Below are 17,999 nucleotides of genomic sequence, written 5' to 3'. Positions count from 1 at the left end.
ATCCTTAGATGTCTTTTTTACAGATCGAATTTACCGATATCCTTATGGTTGACAACGTAGTACACCTTATTGTCTTCAGGTTTAACATAAACCTGTACTTCCTGTATATCGGTCAATTTATGTCCGCTTGCAACATAATGTTCTCTTGCTTTTTCAAGAAGATCTGTTGTACGGACTTCTATATTTTTGTACTGAATATAAACTTCGTCTTTTTCATTCTTTTTCATGACCTGACGAGTTATATCATCGCTAACGAATTTTGCAGCTTTTCTGGCCTTTTCAGAACCTTCTTTAATGCCTTTAGCGGCTGGCTCTGCTGCCTTTTTAGCCTTCTTGATGTAGGGATCAGCTTTCTTCATTGTATCGTCTATGAATGGCTGTGCTTTAGATTTGATATTCTCTACATAAGGCTCTGCACTTTTACGTGCATTTTCAATCACCGGCTTGGTAGCATCCTTAATGTCATTTATCACAGGTTTAGCCTGTTCAGACAAGTCCTGAGCCACTTCGGTCAAGGAGTCTTTTATCTTCTTAATCTTGTCGCCTGTCTTATTCTCTGCCATAATCTCGCTCCTTTTAAACAAAATTCCGCCCTTATAAAACATACTGCAACAGATTAAGTATACCACATAATGTCAAACACTATGACTAGTTTTTTACTTTATTCAAAGACGTTTTTGTCTGACTGAACTACCTGTCCTGTAAATTCACATCTAACCGTAACGCGGCTTGCTCCGCCTATGGTACAGGTAAACACAGTAAGGTCCCAGTCTCCTTCGTCCATAGCTTCAACGTCATATGTATCAAGTATCTGAGTATTAGTAACCGTATAATAAAAGCTAAGGCCGTTAACATCAGTAACTATTATGGTATCGCCGCTTACAAGATTCTTGAGTCTTCCAAAATGTCTGTCATAGTTGTGGCCTGCAATTATAAGGTTGTTTTCATATACCGAACCTTTATAACGGCATGGGGATATCTTGGCATTAAGAGACGACCAGTCCCTTTGCACAGGAAGTTCAAGGTCCAGTGACGGAATGGAAACTACTGCGATAAAGCTTTGACCGTCCACGTCTATAGCAGGCATTTCGCCTTCACTTGGAACTTCTATCTTGTCTTCATAATCAGGAATCTGATCCTTGATTGAAGACATATATGAATCAGCAAGCTTTCCTGCTTCACTGTTCTCTATGTAGTTTCTTACCACAAAGGCCATTGCACCAATGATACATACAAGGCCAATTACCTTCATCACTTTTCCCTTTGTAATCTTCATAACAAAACCTCATTAACTAAGCAAAACAAAAAGGTCTCCAGATAAAAACAAGCGAGAAGAAAGCATCCCCGCTCCTTCCCGCTATATATTGTAAATGTTTTTTAAGTATTTATGTATGTCTTAGGCTTTTTTTCTGTCACTAATAAATCCTGCAGCAAAGAATCCGATTCCGATTAAAGCCAGTACAAATACCGGCCACCAAAGCTGACCTGTCTGAGGAAGTCTTGTTGCTCCCAAAACCTCAGGCGTATCATCTTCTGTAATGGCAAGTCTTACTGCACCAAGTACCTCTTCAACAGGATTATCAGGTGTAGTAGGCTCTTCCGGTGTTTCCGGAGGTGGTGTCTCATTGCCTGTATTAGTCATAGTATATACATTGCCGCTTATGCTATAGGTCACTGAGTATCCTGATGGTACTGTCTCGGATACAGTCCAGCTATGTCCCTCTCTATATGACCATGAATAATGCCAGTTATTGGATGCTGAAAGTATAACTGTCTCATACAGCTCTCCATCCAGATATATCTTAACTTCGATAGATGATGGACGTTCCATGTCATTATCTATCCAGTTCTTGTAGAGATTGTACTCAACCATACGAGGATTGAAGTAATATTCACACTTTGCAGTTACATCAACTACATATTCTTCTCCATTGTCATATACCCATGTATCTGTCTCAGGATCGATCGTAGGTATTGATGTAAAAAATGGTGTGAATGTGTAAGTACAATCATTGGAACTATCTTCAAGAGTATCACTTATTACCAGATAAATTCCAAGTTCCAGATTACTGATAGCTGCAATACCTTCAGAATCTGATGATCCATTAGCATCTTCTTTGGTGCCATTTGTATATATGTATGTCTTAACCGGATTAACAAGACTATTCCATGTATCTGCAGATGAGATGCTGTTTATATCAGTCGCTTTAACTTCAGCAATCTCAGCATAAGGCATCAGCCACTCAAATTCCCCCACCTCGTTAACTGAAGCTATGCGATAGAGATGAATGTTAACCCCTTTTATAGGTGTAGGATTATTAACATTATCTTCTGTTACATCGCATCTGTAAGATAATCTCAGTGTACCTTTTTTGGAAAGATCGATCCTGTTTCTGGCTTCTGAGATACTGGTCTTATCAGCGAATATAGCCATTATAATGAACAATGCCATTATTGACCTGATTATTCTTTTGATAACTTTGTACTTCTTTTCCATATAATCCCTCAAATCACTTAAACCTTTTTGATGTCCTTATCATAAATATAATAAATATGATCACAAGAATCGGTACAGCTATAAATACCGAAACAGTAAGTGTACTGTATGGTGTAGCATCAGCCGTAATTATGAGTCTTGCCTCTTCGTCATATTCAACTCTTTTTCCCCTTACAAGAAGACGATGTGTATTAACTCCGTAAGGTGTACATGTAACAAGTGTCACATAATCCTCTCCGTCATATACATACAGACCCTCTGTCTCGTTTGGAAGGACTATATTTATTGAATCAACTTCATACGCAAATACCTGATCCATGATATGTAAAAGGAATGTGTCTCCTTCTATCATCTGATCAAGGTTGGTCAAAAGCTCAGAAGATGGCAAACCTCTGTGCCCTGAAAGAACCGTATGAGTTGACAGCGTTCCTGTAGGAAAAGATGTTCCCGGAAGATGTCCTATACCAACTGAAAGGACTGTTTCTTCAACACCATGGTAAATTGGAAGATATACTCCGATGTTTTCTATTTCAAGATAACCAATAATACCTGTTCCTGTAGGATCTAAAATACTATTGTATTCCTTCATTTCTTCATCAGTAAGATTAAAATCCATTACACCTGATGCTATCTTTTCGTTGTAAGCTATCGCTGTGTCCCAGAAAGCTGAGTAATCTTCAGGTGTCAGGCTTTCCAATGCCACATTATAATCTGCTATAGCTTTGGACTGCTGCAAGCCATTGATGTAATTACTAACTGATGGATATAAAAAAATACATAATCCGACAATAAGAACTGCAGCGAAAAAAACTGTAGAAAAATGTTTTTTTATATTATTTATCATTCGCTACCTCTTTTGCCTAGTTCTCCACCACCCTGTGACAGGCAGTGGAGATAACGGATATAATCCGTTTGAATCAAATCACAAAACTGCTTAAATTATGCAGCTGTCTTTCTCTTTACGATGAATGCAGCTACTGCTGAAAGGATAAGTACTCCACCAACAAGGTAGAACATTGTTGTACCAACACCACCTGTTGAAGGAAGGTATGCGCCTGTTGTGTTTATTACATAAAGAACGTTATTATTTACAGAAACTTTACCGATCACAGCAGCATCATCTTCGCCGTATGTAGCTGTGAGAGTTCCAATAGCTGCGTGGCTTGTTTCATCTGTTACTGTTCCAGCGATAAAGATCTTGATATCATCTGTAAGCATGTTGTATCCAGCCTTAGCCTGTGTCTCACGAAGGTAGTAAACACCTGTGTCAAGACCTTTGATCTGGATTCTTCCTTCTTCAGAAGTAACAATATCCTCAGTAACATTATCGGCATTCTGATCAGCAGCTAAAGTGTAAACGCCCTCAGAATTCTTAACAACCTTAAGTACTGTCTCATGGTCGCCTGCAAGAAGGCTGAAGTGTGTATCATTAAGAGCCTGGCCATTGCCATCCTGCTTAACGATGTTAAGGTCATATGTATATGTGTATGTGCGGCTGTAGCTAGTCTTACCACCGTTACCAAATGAAACATATGTCTCATTCATATGACCAACATTAACTCCTGCATCTTCTGTGATATTAGCTGTATAAACAACTGTTACATAAACATTATCTGTAAGAGCTTCTGTATACTTTGCATCGAAAGAAACTGTGAATCCATTTCCTTCTGGTGCACAAACTGCGATGTTCTTAACTGCATCTGTAACATTGTTACCTGCAGCATCTTCTGCATAGTAAACTACTACATCAGCATTGTATTTAAGAGATGCATCCATAGTATCGTGAAGTACTACGTTTGTTGTCTTTGGAAGAATTGTAACCTTTGTCTTGAATGTTACTGTGTCACCAATCTGACCATCATTCCACTCGCCCCATCCATTGCTTTCGTCAATGCTGAAAGTCTCTGAAGCTTTTGAGTTCTCCTGAACCTTCTTCTCTGGAGCAGGTGTTGTAGAGTTCTTCTCTGCAACTGAAACAGAAGGTGATGTAAGACCTGTACTGTTGATAGCACCAAGAGAAGAATCAATTACATAGTAACCATAAGGAAGATCTGTAATTGTTGTAGTACCTTCTTTTGCAGTTACTGTTTTTGCAACAGTTAAGTTCTGGTGTGAAGCAATGTACTTAATGCTTCCTGTCTGGATAGCAAATTTAAGTGCTGTTGCATTTGACTCGTTAACGCCTGTTACATAGTAATCATTATCATACTTTGTGATAAAAGAGCTAAGGTTATACTCATCACTTGTAAAAAACTCAACCCATTCTGTTGTAACTTTATATGTACCCTGAGTATCTGCGAACTGGCCATCAGCATTAAGTGATTCATCAACAGCTGTGTACTCAAGTACTTCATATGCAGTATATGTTTCGCCTGCAGTTGTTCCTGTTATTGTAATGCTTCCCTTTGCGCCTTCAGCATTTGCTGTCATAGAACCTGTAGCTGTTACACTAAGAAGTGTAGCTGTCAGAATTCCTGTTAATAGTGCCTTGAATTTCTTCATTTCTTTCTCCTTTTCCCTGTTCCCCTGGCCTTCTCTAAAGTAAGACTTAACCCGGTGTCAGATAAATGTGTTTAATGATGTTTTTAGCTGTTTTTCTTTTTGCTTATTTCATAAATCGTGAACTTAAACACGATAATATGCCATAGTGTATCATTTGACCCATCGTACAAATACTCATATTTTTATAACATTTTGTATTTTTAAATTTGAGTCATGATTTTTTGCTTCTCTTCATAATGAAGAATGCAATTGCTGCAAGAACCAAAATTCCGCCAATAACTCGGAATATTGTGGTTCCGATGCCTCCTGTTGAAGGAAGGATATTATTCACAAGTGACATATTGGTAATTGTGATATTACCGTAATCATATGTATCTCCAAGAGTCATCGTATAATCAGGATTTGCCTGAGCTGTGGTTGTATTCCCATTTGCATCAACATATGTATATGTGACGCTATATAAGGAATAATAACTGTCATCCTCAGCAATTCTATACTGATAAACATTTCCGCTTGCATCAAATGGAGCAAGATCAGTAAATGTATAAACCCAGCCGTTTGTACTTGTAAGCTGAACTGTCTGAACCAGAGTCCATTCAGTCTCTTCCTGAGTTTTTCTGTACAGATTCAGATCAAGGTAAGTATGGTTTGCAGAATCATCTGCACCAGAAGAATCAAGCCATGTCTTCTGAACTGTAAGTTTTGCCAGTCTTGAGTTAACGATATTAACTGTAGTAAGACCGCTTCCAAGTACTACTGTATTACCTTCAACCGCTGTATCGTTTCCTTCGGCTGTTACAAAATAGCTTACGCTGTAGCCTTCAGGCGCACCATCGATCTTATCTCCTTCATTGGAATTAAGCTCGACAATCTTATAAGAAGCTCCTGGAACAAGACTTGAGATTATCTCATTTCCATTTCCGTCTTCGCCTGACTTATAAGCTGTAATTACTACATAACCGCCTACCTGTACAATGTTACGATCTTTAGTAGCTGTATACTTTGTTACATTTCCGTTTGCATCAACAGAATAACCGTATACCTTTAATGCTCTTCCTTCGGAGTCATATACGCGGAATGAGAACTCTGTTCCACTTGCAATAGTTCCTTCTATTCCTGCAGTCTTTACAACCTTGATAGCAGCGTATCCATTTACGAATACGATTCCATTCTGGTTATACGATGACTCGTAAGTAATAATGTAAGGATTAGATACAGGATTTGCTGTATTAAGTCCTGAATTAAGTCTTACAGAACACTTGGCAACTACTTCTCCTGATTCTGATGTATATGCAACATCAGCTCCCAGGTAGAAGAAGTCTTCTGTCTTAGTGATTGATTTATTATCTTTGTCGTTACTACTAAAGGCGCCAATATTTGCTCCATCAGGATAGTTAACCCAAGTAGAATACTCCTTTGAGAACGTTGTATACTGCTTGGATACAACTACTGTTGCATAGTAAACATTTGTATCGTAGATTACTCCGTTCGCACCTGACTGAACCTCTGTGATCTTGTATGTATAAGTTCCTTCATATACATAGCTGATATTTCCAAATGAAGCTTTAGCTGTATAAGATCCGTCTTCATTCTTTGTAGCTGCGCTGTTTCTTATAGATAAAACATATGTGTTATCACCGTTCAGTACTGCTGAAACTCCTTCGCCTGTTACTGAAGAAGCATCAGGCATTGGTACTGCTACAGAAGATACTGCTGTTCCATCTGAAAGAACTGTATTAGTAGCACTAACACCCTCGAGCTTGAATGAGAAAACCATGTCGTCTTCCCATGTTCCGCCGGAGAAGCTCTTTGTTATCTCAAGAGGCGCTGCAGGAGTTGAATAGTAGTTACAAACCTGAACTGTCTTGGTCTGTGAGTAATCATCTGTTACTGTAACTGACTGACCTACGTTATACAGATTATTAGGATTACCGCCGCTTACGTCTATTGAGAATACTTCTCTAAGATTCTCACCACCGGTTCCGTAGTAATTCATACCAGTATTAGCATCTGTAGTTACAGCATACTTAGTAACACGGCTAAGACCTGAATCTGTGATAGCGTAATAGTAGTTACCTACTACGTTATATCCAAGTGTAAGTCCATCTGCTACTTCATCTACAACATAAGTTCCTGTAGGAATATCTGAGATAGTCCACTGAGCGCTGTTGTTATAAGTAACATCATATTTATTGCCTGTCAGATTACCATATCTGTCATATTCAACAGCTCTGCCTTTTATAGTCCTGCCGTCGGCTTCATATGTAACATCTGTCTGACCAGATACAAATCCAGTGAATACTATATAAGTTTTATCAGACTGGTTTGTTAATCTGAAAGTAACCTGCTTCAGGAGGGCTGTCTTTGTCTTATCTCTTACAAAATCAGATCCGAAATCATTGACTACCATCTTGTGGATACGAAGTGTTCCTCCCTGTGGCTTGTCATTAGATGGAAGATCATGATTATGATAATGCCATTCATTTCCAGACTTGATGCTGTTTGCAACTACAACACCGGCATTTACTGCACCTGTTGAAACATCTGAATTAGGAGCTATAAATGTACCGCATGTATCAGATATAACAAGATTCTTAGCATTAATTACATTAAAGATAACTGCTGTTGTAAGCCAGTCCTTTGATGCATCAGTATTTGCAACATATGTTGAAGAACACTGTCCATTAAGATAGTATGTTCCAATCTTAAGATTTGATGATGTACAGTTCAGGATCAGATGCTGTCCTTCATTTAAATAAATACTGAGATTCTCATCATCAATATGAATGTTATCTCCGGTATAAGTAACTACATATGTTCCATCCGGAAGATTTCTAAGATCAATAGTTGTACCACCAAGGTCTCTATATCTTGCTTCAAAGGAACTGCCCAGTCCTTCATACTGCTCATAATATTTTTCAATGCCATCAATAATAGATGTAACATTTATATTAGAATTCTTTACAACGTTTGTTCCGTTTGCATTTGTAAACGTAAGATTTCCGTTGTTATATTTCGTAGTAGCACCATTTCCAAGATAGATAGTAGCAGGTGCCTGATGGAAATTTATGCTTTTTACATTTGTATTAAAGTCGCCAAAATAATTATTTCCACCGGCATTACTATAGTTTTCAGATGCTCCAATATCTTCTGAAGAAACAACATAGCCTGCCATTATATTGGATTCTGTATCGCCAGACCATGTATATGTATTTGTGACTACGCCGTAATCATATGCCTGTCCTAAAGACTTCTCGTAGTTATAATCAGAAACTGCAACAGCGTTAGCATATGCACCGTAATAACCTATTGTGATTGCATATACTGAAAAGCTTTCTGCTACGAATTCAACAATCTCATTAGCATCACTCTGTGCATCAGCTTCAACTGAATCTGCTGTTATTTCTTCTATAGTAATGTCATTTACTTCTGCTGATTCAGAAGCTTCAAGTGTTGTAGCTGCTGCTTCTTTTGCTTCATCTGAAAGAATCATGTGGGATACTTCGATATCCTCAACTGATGAAACTCCAATTTCTGAAAGCTGATTGTTCTTAAACTCGATAGTGATCTTTACTGAGCCTTCTGCAGGTTCGTACTCAACTTCTATTTCTTTTCCTGAGTCATCTTTTTCTGTAACTATAAAAGCAATATCATAAAGAAGAGTATTCTCACCTGTATGCTCGATTTTGTCTTCTTCTGCCTCAGCTTCTTCTGCATTATTTAATGCTTCTATATAAGAATCAAAGGCATCTCCTTCAGTAATTCTTGTTGCTCTAAGTTCTGCATTTTCAGGAATAGCATTTGAATTCTGTAAAACAGCAGTAACTATTACATTGTCGTCATCATATGTGAATTTGTAGGTATCTGAATCATTAGATACATATTCGAGTACTACAACAGTATCGTCTGTAAGATCTGTATATGTATCGCCGTCTGTTGTATATGCATAAGAATATGCTCCATCATCACTAAGTGCTGTTCTCTTAATATTCTTAATGACATTTCCGTCTATAGACGCATGAACATACGCATATTCAGAACTGTACTGCTTGTATGTGCTATATGTTTTGATAACCTTGCGAACCTTGGAAACAGGCGCGTTATCTGTATCATCAAGAACAAGAACATCATCTGTAAATGATGCAAGTTTCATATCTGTATAAGAAGAATCAATCTCTTCACCGAACTCATCTACTACAGACATTGTCACGTCAACTGCAACGCCTTTTTCTACATAAGTAATAACCAGCTTTGCATCTGATGTGATCTTGATCCAGTCGCTATCATCCTTAGTGTAATAATAGGTATAACGCTCTGTATCAGAAGTCTCTGAACTTGAATCAGCAGCTGAAGAATCTGATTTTGCTTTTGCCTTCTTTATAGCTTTAACTGACTCTCCGTTTAATGAATTAGATGCGTATTCATAGTAAACTTTATTACCATCACTATTATTAATAGAAAGATTTCCAAATAAAGAAGAATCTATTAAGGCTTCCCCATTTGAATCAAATGAAATATCATCAATATCCATATCAGAATATTTCTGATCTAATACATTTCCATCTTCATCAACTACAGAAACTGAAATATTTACTGCTACATAATCATCTTCTTTGATGTTTTCAGATGATGTTGCAGCTGTAGACGCATTAGCAGCCTCGTCTTCTACCTCTTCAACTTCTTCTGAAGATTCTAACGATGATGAATTATCAGAAGCATCTGCGTTCTCAAGATCAGATTCTTCTTCTGAATAATCCTCTTCTTTATAAGACTCTTCCTGCGCAGATCCTTCGGAACTATCGTTTTCAGCTTCCTGTGCTTCTCCATTTTCTCCCTCAGAAGCGTTTTCCTGGCTACCTGATTCGCTTTCAAGTACCATTCCCACTTCTTCAGCACCATCCTGGGTTGTAGCTGAAGCATCCTGATTCAAAGAGTATATCGTAGTAAGACCAACGAGTATTGCAAGTACAACAACAACAGAAATCCACCTTTGATAGCGTTTTCTCTTGCTCAAATACTCCCTTACACGATTTTCACCTTTTTTTTGCATCCTTGTTTTCCTCTTAATTTTACTTCCCTATAAAACTATGACTTTGACGTCAAACCGGCTCAAAAAGTTATTTTTGAGCGCAAAAAATACACCTACTACTAATCGCTGAATCTGATCAGTTATTAGTTATTATTCCGAAATTATCAAATGGGTAAATTCTGAATAGAACATGGCCAATAAGCTGTTCTTTAGAGATACATCCCACCTCGTCTTTACGACTATCTATAGATACACTTCTGTTATCCCCTAACACAAAATATCTACTTTCCGGAACCTGATATGGAAATTCTATATCAGTTGGCTCGAGGCTTTTCTCTGTAAGATATGGCTCATCCAAAACCACACCGTTTACAGTAACATTGCCTTCCGCATCTATATTGATCCAGTCTCCCGGAGATCCTATTACTCTTTTGATCAACACTTTGTTGTTATAGTAAAAGGCCACCAGCTGCCCGGGTTCAAACTTATCTGTTTTTACTGCAATTACTATCTGACCGGTTTCGAGTGTAGGATACATCGAATCACCGGAAATCTTACAAACTCTTATAAAAAAACTTGAAATAAGGACAGAAAAAGCTGCAACTGCTACAAGAATACCTATGGTCTTGCCAAAAGTCTTCTTGTATTCATCTTTACGCTGCTCGCGTTTTAATGCTTCACGAAGCTGCTGCGTAGTTGGCTTTACAAATTCTATTTCTTTTTCTTTAGTAGGCTTTTTGTTTTTCACTGATATAAATCATCCCTGCATATATCAAAACAATCAACATTACATATCTTCTGTCTTCTTAGTTCTGGTTGTCCTAGGCTTTGTAGTTATCTTAGCCTTTGTGGTCGTTTTTGCTTTTGTAGCTGTCTTTGAATTTGTATTAGTCTTTGAAGCTGTTTCTTTAGTGCTACCTGTTTTTACACTAGCAATAAGTTCAGGATGGTTATAAACATACTCAGCCTTTTTAAGAAGTTCAGCACATTTGCGCTTTGTTTCTTCTTCCATGGCTTTACATTTCTCAAGAGATTTCTTCTCTTGAAGTTCAATTCTGCTTTTGGCAGCCTTCATGTCATTCTGAAGATCCTGATACTCTGAATTGATCTGTCTTTTGATAAGTTCTACATACATATCTGCAGATTCCTGAGCAGCTTCCATTACATCGCTAAGCCTTATTGCAGCATCTGCAATGTTTCCGGAATTACTGATCTTATGAAGTGCTATATCGACTTCATCCTTCATAGTAGTCTTTTCACGTTCAAGACGAGCTTTAAGTCCTTCGATATCCTTATCAAATTTAGCCTGTTGCACAGCTCTTTGCTCTGCAAACTTCTGACGCATTTCATTTCGTTCTGTATCAAACTTATGCATCAGCTCTTCTCGCTCATCAGCAGCCTGCTGTAAAATAATTTCTTTTTCCTTATTAAACTGTTCCTGCATCTCATTTTCATGAGCAATTGCATTTTCAGCTTCTTCCGAAAACTTAAGCATCATTTCCAGAAGCTGGGCCCTGTTAAGCTTTTTCAGATCTAATTCTGCCATAATTATCACATTTCTTTTGCTTTTTGAATATTCACACTGTTTCTCTGATATATCATAATATAGTTAATGTCAATTAAAAACAATATGGATTTTAAACAAACAAAATACGAAATTACGTTATTTTTTATGGAAATGTTGTGATGTTAAAACAAATGATGTCGGCGGCGTATCCGATCCTGATGTACTTTAGAACAATTATGCTAACCCCAATCACACGCCGTAAAAGTGCACTTACACTTACTTCTCGATTATAGCACATGCCAGGAAAGTTTCCATAATAATTATCATCATAAAACGACAATTTTTTGAAATGAAAATTGGTCATTTTTTCAGTTTCCGCATCAATAGCGCGTCTTCGTTTTTCAAAAAGAGTCAAAAGCCTTTGTGATATATTCACAAAGCCAACTTCAAGTAAAAAACTTTCGCAAGCAGAAATATGCACAAAACAAAAAAGAGCATCGGAAAACCGATACTCTTTAGTGCGGAAGAAGGGACTTGAACCCTCACGATGTAACCATCACAAGATCCTTAGTCTTGCTCGTCTGCCAATTCCGACACTTCCGCAAACCTATATGCTATTCGTCGTACGTCCTACTAATAAGAAAACTTATTTATAAGACAGTGCAGGAAAAGGGACTTGAACCCTCATGATATTGCTATCACATGGACCTGAACCATGCGCGTCTGCCATTCCGCCATTCCTGCATGAAGCGTGTGCTCTACGCTTTAGTCCCTCGCGTTCTCTGCACGCGACATGTATTATATTATCCTTTCGCCTTCATTCTGTCAACACTTTTTTTAATTTATTTTCTAATTTTATCTACCTTCCCATTGAGCAATCGAGTAGGCTGACTCCTACTCGATTTCGCACACGAACATTCCGCACTTCGTGCTCCATGTTCTTACAACCGGCAAATGAATTTGTATGCAAGCATCCATTCGCTTGCCGGTCTTGTGCAACAAAAAAGGAATTGACACATTGAATCAATTCCTCTATCGTGCGGAAGAAGGGACTTGAACCCTCACGATGTAACCATCACAAGATCCTTAGTCTTGCTCGTCTGCCAATTCCGACACTTCCGCAAACCAATATTTGATTTCGTCTCGTGCTCGCTGCACGCGACTGTTATATCTTATCCTTTTGGTCTTATTATGTCAACACTTTTTTCGATATTTTTTTATAAATCGTTTTACCGTGCATGTATTGCCCTTATTGCATTTTATTGATCGGCAATAATACCCTTCAAAAGCTCTCTGTTGAAGCTATTATTCCTGCTTATCTCTTTATCTCTGTCACAATCCGTATCATGACTTACTTCGCCGCAAATATCTATACCCAATACTCTTTTTGACTCAAGTAGTCTTTTTACTATACTAATTAACGTCTCAGACTTCATAGTACCCTGATCCCAGTTTGTCATAAGCTGGTCAGGTGCAAGGACATCTTTATCTATAGATATATATATAGGAAGATCATCAGATAATTCATCCAGTAGTTTATCAGCTAAAGTTTTCTCTTTAGCTAAACTATTATTTAGCAAAGGTACATTTTCTTCAGTTAGATTTTCTTTTTCCAAAGCAGCTTCATCTTCATCGCAAAATGACATCAGTGTCACTTTCTTGCTATCGTTTACATCAATTTCTTCAAACAGCTTTCCATTTACTCCGGCAGCTATGACTTTTCTGACATGTGTGTTAGTATCCAGTACCTTTTTTACCCAGCTTCCGCAGGAAAGAATATCTCCGAACATTGAAGGTTTAAGATCAGGGTGATTATCAAAATAGATCAGATGAAAAAACTCTTTAATATAAGAAGTAAAAACATACGACATGTAATGATAATTGCCATTATCTATAAAATGAATGCCGTTTATTGGCGTATGTGCTTCTTCCATTCGTCTTCTTATCTCTTTTTCACCCTCTTCATCACACAGACAGTCTGTTCCAGGAATATTCCTGCATTCAATAAAGCGAGGATCATCTATATCTTTATAGAAATCCTCGCTTTCATATACACCTGTGAAGTTGAAGACTGTAACATCACATAAACTCTTCATCGTATCATTTACCCTCAGCATCAAGCTGTGACAGATGTGATATCGCATCCTTAGCAATGATGCATTCTGCAGTCTCTATCAAATGAAGCTCTTCAGGAGAATTAACGCTTAAAGCTTTGGCATATTCAATTCCTGCCTTACGAAGTTCATATACAACAGCTTCGCTATCAGTCTGAAGGCCCATCATCAGATAATACTTTTCATCTGATTTGTAAAGTCCGGAATCAACTATAGGCATCGCTGAAGCAATCTTAGAAAATCTTATTACACTGTCGAGATTCTCAAATACGCCCATATAACGCTGGTATTCAAGCGCAGGCTTTGAAATAACATTTAATTTCTGTATGTTCTCAAGAGCACTGATGAGCTTCTGGCCCTCCTCGCTTTCTTCAAGGTACATACGGCCAACCATGTTATTCATTCCTTCAACCAGTTTATTAAGAGCTTCACTCTTCTCCTGGCCTTTTTCAGCTTTTACAGCATCTATCTTATCCTGGGTAAGATAATCCAGGATTCCCTGAGCAATACCACGAAGACGGTCTGCTGAACTTTGAATATCATCATTATCCATCTTGACCGCATATATACGAACACTTCCATCTGCCATAATGTTCCTGCTCATCATCATAACTTCATTCTCAGGATCATATGCTAGCTGCTGCCCAACTTCCTGATTGAGCTGCGTGATGAAAGGAATGCTTTTCTCTTCTCCATGCAATAGAGCTTCAGGTGTAAGTCCGATCTCATGAAGTTCCTGAGCAGCAATACTGCACTGCACAGTTTTTTCACTAATTTTTATAATTACCATCCTGTCTCACTCCTCTCAATTAAGTATATTATATATCAAAAATTAGCACTGTCCACCCGAGAGTGCTAAAACTTTTATAAAATAATTTTTCAATTTTTCAAAATTGGGTGTTGCCATTCCAAAAACCATGTTATATAATAGCACTTGTGCCGGGGTGTAGCGCAGTTGGCTAGCGCGCTACTTTAGGGAAGTAGAGGTCGCAAGTTCAAGTCTTGTCACTCCGACTATTAAGGGATGTTGTTTACAACATTCCTTTTTTATTGCCCAAAATTAGAATTTAGATTTATTTAAAAACTCTGCATATACTCCTCACTTATGCTATCATTTTAATTACGTGAAATCACGACAGTTCAATGAGAATACCGGGGAGATCATATGTCTACCATACTTAATATAGGAATACTTGCCCACGTTGATGCCGGCAAGACAACTTTATCTGAAGCTCTTCTATTCGAGGCCGGAACCCTTAGATCTATTGGCCGCGTTGACCATGGAGATGCATTTCTTGATACCTTCGATCTTGAAAAAGAGCGCGGGATCACTATTTTTTCAAAGCAGGCAAGGCTTGAAGCTTTCGGCCGCAAGATAACACTGATGGATACGCCAGGGCACGTAGACTTCTCTCCTGAAACAGAGAGAACTCTCCAGGTTCTTGATGCTGCTATCCTCGTTATCAGCGCTTTGGACGGTGTTAATGCACATGTCAGAACTCTTTGGTCACTTCTTGATCACTACAATGTTCCAACTTTTATCTTTGTAAACAAGATGGACCAGCCGGGAAGCGATATGGAACAGATTGCCGCACATCTATGTGAGACGCTCGGAAGTTCCATAGTAAATATGACATCCGGAGCATCTGACCCATCTGTAAGCGAAAGCATAGCGGTATGTGATGACGATCTTTTAGACAGCTATTTAAACGGAAATCCAATAACTGATGCAGACATAACTTCACTTATTTCAAAAAGACTCCTTTTTCCATGTTACTTCGGAAGCGCTTTAAAAGGAGACGGAGTTCATGAATTTCTTGAAAACCTGTGTAAATATGCTCCTATAGGAACTTATCCGGAGGAGTTTGGAGCAAGGATCTACAAGATATCAAGAGATGATGATGGAACAAGACTTTCTTTTCTCAAGATAACAGGGGGCAGTCTATCCATACGAGATACCTTCGGGGAGGAAAAAATATCCCAGATAAGGCTCTACTCCGGAAGTAAATTCGAGCAGGTACAAACCGCTCAGGCAGGTACTATCTGCGCAATTGCAGGATTATCAGGTACAAGAGCCGGCGACGGACTTGGATTCGAAGCATCAAACCACGAAGAGCTTCTTGAGCCGATCCTAAACTGCAGGATCCTGCTTCCTGACGATGAGGATCCTTATAAGGTATGGCAGAACCTTCTTATCCTTCAGGAAGAAGAGCCTATGCTTAGTGTTTCAAGGGTGGAAGAAACTAATGACATATATGTACGTGTCATGGGTCAGGTTCAGATGGAAATTCTTAAAAGGCTCATGTTAGAGCGTTTCAATATGAGCATAGACTTCGGCCCCGGACGTATCATTTATAAAGAAACTATTGCTGCTCCCGTGGAAGGAGTAGGTCATTTCGAGCCTCTGCGCCACTATGCCGAGGTACACCTGATGCTGGAGCCCACAGGTCCTGGAACAGGTCTAACCTTTGAAGCTAACTGCCCTACCGATATACTGGCAAGGAACTGGCAGCGCCTTGTCCTGACTCACCTTGAAGAAAAGAAACACAAAGGCGTTCTGACAGGTTCCGAGATAACTGATATGAAGATTACTCTCATATCAGGCAAAGCACATTTAAAGCACACTGAGGGCGGCGACTTTAGAAAAGCAACCTACAGAGCTGTACGTCAGGGACTTATGATGGCCGATTCTGTACTCCTTGAGCCAGTGTACCGATATGAACTGATAGTTCCTCAGGATAACGTCGGAAGAGCCATGACTGATCTGTCACAGATGAACGCATCGGTCAGCGCTCCTGAAATTGAAAATGGCAAAACAGTTCTTAGAGGCACGATCCCCGCAGCATGCCTTGGTAGCTATGCAGAAGACGTAAGAAGCTACACTAGCGGAGAAGGATCTATTTCCTGTGTTCTCAAAGGCTATGCTCCATGCCATAATTCCGAAGAAGTAATAGCTGAGCGTATGTATGATCCTGAGCTTGATACGCATAACCCATGCGGATCCGTGTTCTGTTCTCACGGCGTTGGCACTGTTATTCCCTGGAATGAAGTCAGAAGCTATATGCACATCGATACAGGCTGGAGACCAGAAGGCGACGATACGCCTCTTCCAAGCGATATCGCTATGGAATATGACATGGACTCTCTTACAGCCTTCAAAGCCAGAACTTCTTCTGATCCAGGACCAGACACAAGATCTTTTTCCGAAAAAGAAAGAGACTACCGGGCAGGCCAGGATGAACTGATGGCGATCTTTGAAAAGACCTACGGTCCTATCAAAAACAGAAGTAATAATAACAATGATGATTCACCTCGTACCTACGGAGTTCCTGAAGATAAGCCAAAGGGAATATCCGATCCTAAGTATGATGAAAAAAGAGATGCCAAAGCACAAAGAAAAGCTGAAGGTTACAAAGAATATCTGCTTATCGATGGCTATAATGTTCTCTTTGCATCCAGCGATCTAAAAGCTCTTGCAGAACGTGATATCAATGCAGCAAGAGACAAGCTCATGGATATAGTATCCAATTTCCAGGGGTACAGGCGTGAGATCATGATACTTGTATTTGACGCTTATAAGGTTCATGGAGGCACCGAAAAAGTGCTTCGTTACCATAACCTTGATGTCATATATACAAAAGAAGCTGAAACCGCAGACCAGTACATAGAAAGAACATCACATGAGCTTTCAAAAAACTACAAGGTCACAGTTGCAACTTCTGATGGAATCGAACAGGTTATCATCCTTGGAGCAGGCGGTATCAGAATGCCCGCCAAAGAGTTCTGGGACGAAGTAAGAAATACAGAAAATCAGATAAGAGAACAGCATCTTGAAGTCAGTGATAGCAAGCTTCATAACTATGTTATTAAAGATACTGACTTACAAAATTAACCAATAAAAATCCCCTATGAATTGTATTTAGATACATCTGTTACAGAATAATATCTAAACATATTCATAGGGGATTTCTTATTTTGTAATGTATTCGACTTTATATGATCAGTCTTTGTACTCTTCAAGCTTCTCATTAAGAGCTGCGCAGATCTCATCTCCATCGATTCCGTGTACTGCACAAGCTTCGCCAAGAGTCTCCATCTGAGATGCAGGACAGAAAATACATTCCATTCCGCAGTCCATAAGGAATGATGCTGTAGAAGGGTGCTTTGCAATGATCTCGCCTACAAGCATATCTGTTGTAATGAGGTCTGCGCCTTCCTTTTTATCTTCCTGAGCTTCATCACTCATAGCCTTAGCAGCAGCCTCTGCTCCAGCCTTTTCAGCTTCTTCATTAACAGGAGCGTTTGCAAGCTCCTCTTCACTTCCAAATAAAATATCTCTTAAACTCATAT

12 protein-coding genes and 4 tRNA genes are annotated in these 17,999 nt (G+C 38.9%); 2 read left to right on the top strand and 14 right to left on the bottom strand.

Annotated elements, in window-relative coordinates:
• Positions 1–17: 17 nt before the first annotated feature.
• The 13 genes from WAA20_RS04270 to WAA20_RS04210 all read right to left on the bottom strand — a co-directional run bounded on the left by WAA20_RS04270 (position 18) and on the right by WAA20_RS04210 (position 14,439).
• Positions 18–563 (bottom strand): DUF6465 family protein, encoded by a 546-nt coding sequence (locus WAA20_RS04270; RefSeq protein ID WP_073386753.1) that lies wholly within the window; start codon positions 561–563, stop codon positions 18–20.
• A 98-nt stretch (positions 564–661) separates the two neighbouring features.
• Entirely contained in the window at positions 662–1,276 is a 615-nt protein-coding gene (locus WAA20_RS04265) for a sortase (RefSeq protein WP_073386751.1), read from the bottom strand.
• Positions 1,277–1,396: 120 nt separating this feature from the next.
• Positions 1,397–2,497 (bottom strand): Cna B-type domain-containing protein, encoded by a 1,101-nt coding sequence (locus WAA20_RS04260; protein WP_073386750.1) that lies wholly within the window; start codon positions 2,495–2,497, stop codon positions 1,397–1,399.
• A gap of 13 nt (positions 2,498–2,510) precedes the next feature.
• Positions 2,511–3,341, bottom strand: a complete 831-nt coding sequence (locus WAA20_RS04255; protein ID WP_207649280.1) for a class C sortase — start codon at positions 3,339–3,341, stop codon at positions 2,511–2,513.
• A 95-nt stretch (positions 3,342–3,436) separates the two neighbouring features.
• Entirely contained in the window at positions 3,437–4,999 is a 1,563-nt protein-coding gene (locus tag WAA20_RS04250; RefSeq protein ID WP_073386748.1) for a SpaA isopeptide-forming pilin-related protein, read from the bottom strand.
• A 211-nt stretch (positions 5,000–5,210) separates the two neighbouring features.
• Entirely contained in the window at positions 5,211–10,049 is a 4,839-nt protein-coding gene (locus tag WAA20_RS04245) for a Cna B-type domain-containing protein (protein ID WP_073386747.1), read from the bottom strand.
• A gap of 115 nt (positions 10,050–10,164) precedes the next feature.
• Complete coding sequence (gene lepB, locus WAA20_RS04240) at positions 10,165–10,776, bottom strand: signal peptidase I (RefSeq protein WP_073386745.1); 612 nt, start codon at positions 10,774–10,776, stop codon at positions 10,165–10,167.
• A gap of 39 nt (positions 10,777–10,815) precedes the next feature.
• A complete protein-coding gene (locus WAA20_RS04235; RefSeq protein ID WP_073386744.1) occupies positions 10,816–11,574 on the bottom strand; it encodes a hypothetical protein in 759 nt (252 codons plus the stop codon).
• Between the two features lie 480 nt (positions 11,575–12,054).
• Positions 12,055–12,138 (bottom strand) — tRNA-Leu (locus WAA20_RS04230).
• 58 nt (positions 12,139–12,196) lie between these two features.
• Positions 12,197–12,279, bottom strand: a tRNA-Leu gene (locus tag WAA20_RS04225).
• A 294-nt stretch (positions 12,280–12,573) separates the two neighbouring features.
• Positions 12,574–12,657: transfer RNA gene (locus tag WAA20_RS04220), tRNA-Leu, on the bottom strand.
• A 137-nt stretch (positions 12,658–12,794) separates the two neighbouring features.
• The gene (locus WAA20_RS04215; protein ID WP_073386742.1) at positions 12,795–13,631 is read right to left on the bottom strand and encodes an arginase family protein; all 837 of its coding nucleotides are present in this window, start codon (positions 13,629–13,631) and stop codon (positions 12,795–12,797) included.
• 4 nt (positions 13,632–13,635) lie between these two features.
• On the bottom strand, positions 13,636–14,439 hold the full coding sequence (locus WAA20_RS04210; protein WP_073386741.1) for an adaptor protein MecA: 804 nt from the start codon (positions 14,437–14,439) through the stop codon (positions 13,636–13,638).
• Between the two features lie 150 nt (positions 14,440–14,589).
• Here WAA20_RS04210 and WAA20_RS04205 point away from each other — a divergent pair.
• Positions 14,590–14,663, top strand: a tRNA-Pro gene (locus WAA20_RS04205).
• A 151-nt stretch (positions 14,664–14,814) separates the two neighbouring features.
• Positions 14,815–17,541 carry a translation factor GTPase family protein gene (locus WAA20_RS04200; RefSeq protein ID WP_073386739.1) on the top strand — a complete coding sequence of 909 codons (2,727 nt, stop codon included), beginning with the start codon at positions 14,815–14,817 and terminating at the stop codon, positions 17,539–17,541.
• A 108-nt stretch (positions 17,542–17,649) separates the two neighbouring features.
• On the opposite strand, the gene WAA20_RS04195 is transcribed toward WAA20_RS04200, so the two are convergent.
• Positions 17,650–17,997 carry a DUF1858 domain-containing protein gene (locus WAA20_RS04195; protein WP_242951163.1) on the bottom strand — a complete coding sequence of 116 codons (348 nt, stop codon included), beginning with the start codon at positions 17,995–17,997 and terminating at the stop codon, positions 17,650–17,652.
• Positions 17,998–17,999 lie beyond the last annotated feature (2 nt).

The sequence above is a fragment of the Butyrivibrio fibrisolvens genome, from assembly GCF_037113525.1.
Taxonomy (GTDB): Bacteria; Bacillota; Clostridia; order Lachnospirales; family Lachnospiraceae; genus Butyrivibrio; species Butyrivibrio fibrisolvens.
This window is presented reverse-complemented; position numbering and strand designations above follow the sequence as displayed.

What these genes read in the sequence shown, in the direction of transcription:
- WAA20_RS04270 (WP_073386753.1), bottom strand. Translation starts at nt 563, where the DNA reads ATGGCAGAGAATAAGACAGGCGACAAGATTAAGAAGATAAAAGACTCC.
- WAA20_RS04265 (WP_073386751.1), bottom strand. Translation starts at nt 1,276, where the DNA reads ATGAAGATTACAAAGGGAAAAGTGATGAAGGTAATTGGCCTTGTATGT.
- WAA20_RS04260 (WP_073386750.1), bottom strand. Translation starts at nt 2,497, where the DNA reads ATGGAAAAGAAGTACAAAGTTATCAAAAGAATAATCAGGTCAATAATG.
- WAA20_RS04255 (WP_207649280.1), bottom strand. Translation starts at nt 3,341, where the DNA reads ATGATAAATAATATAAAAAAACATTTTTCTACAGTTTTTTTCGCTGCA.
- WAA20_RS04250 (WP_073386748.1), bottom strand. Translation starts at nt 4,999, where the DNA reads ATGAAGAAATTCAAGGCACTATTAACAGGAATTCTGACAGCTACACTT.
- WAA20_RS04245 (WP_073386747.1), bottom strand. Translation starts at nt 10,049, where the DNA reads ATGCAAAAAAAAGGTGAAAATCGTGTAAGGGAGTATTTGAGCAAGAGA.
- WAA20_RS04235 (WP_073386744.1), bottom strand. Translation starts at nt 11,574, where the DNA reads ATGGCAGAATTAGATCTGAAAAAGCTTAACAGGGCCCAGCTTCTGGAA.
- WAA20_RS04215 (WP_073386742.1), bottom strand. Translation starts at nt 13,631, where the DNA reads ATGAAGAGTTTATGTGATGTTACAGTCTTCAACTTCACAGGTGTATAT.
- WAA20_RS04210 (WP_073386741.1), bottom strand. Translation starts at nt 14,439, where the DNA reads ATGGTAATTATAAAAATTAGTGAAAAAACTGTGCAGTGCAGTATTGCT.
- WAA20_RS04200 (WP_073386739.1), top strand. Translation starts at nt 14,815, where the DNA reads ATGTCTACCATACTTAATATAGGAATACTTGCCCACGTTGATGCCGGC.
- WAA20_RS04195 (WP_242951163.1), bottom strand. Translation starts at nt 17,997, where the DNA reads ATGAGTTTAAGAGATATTTTATTTGGAAGTGAAGAGGAGCTTGCAAAC.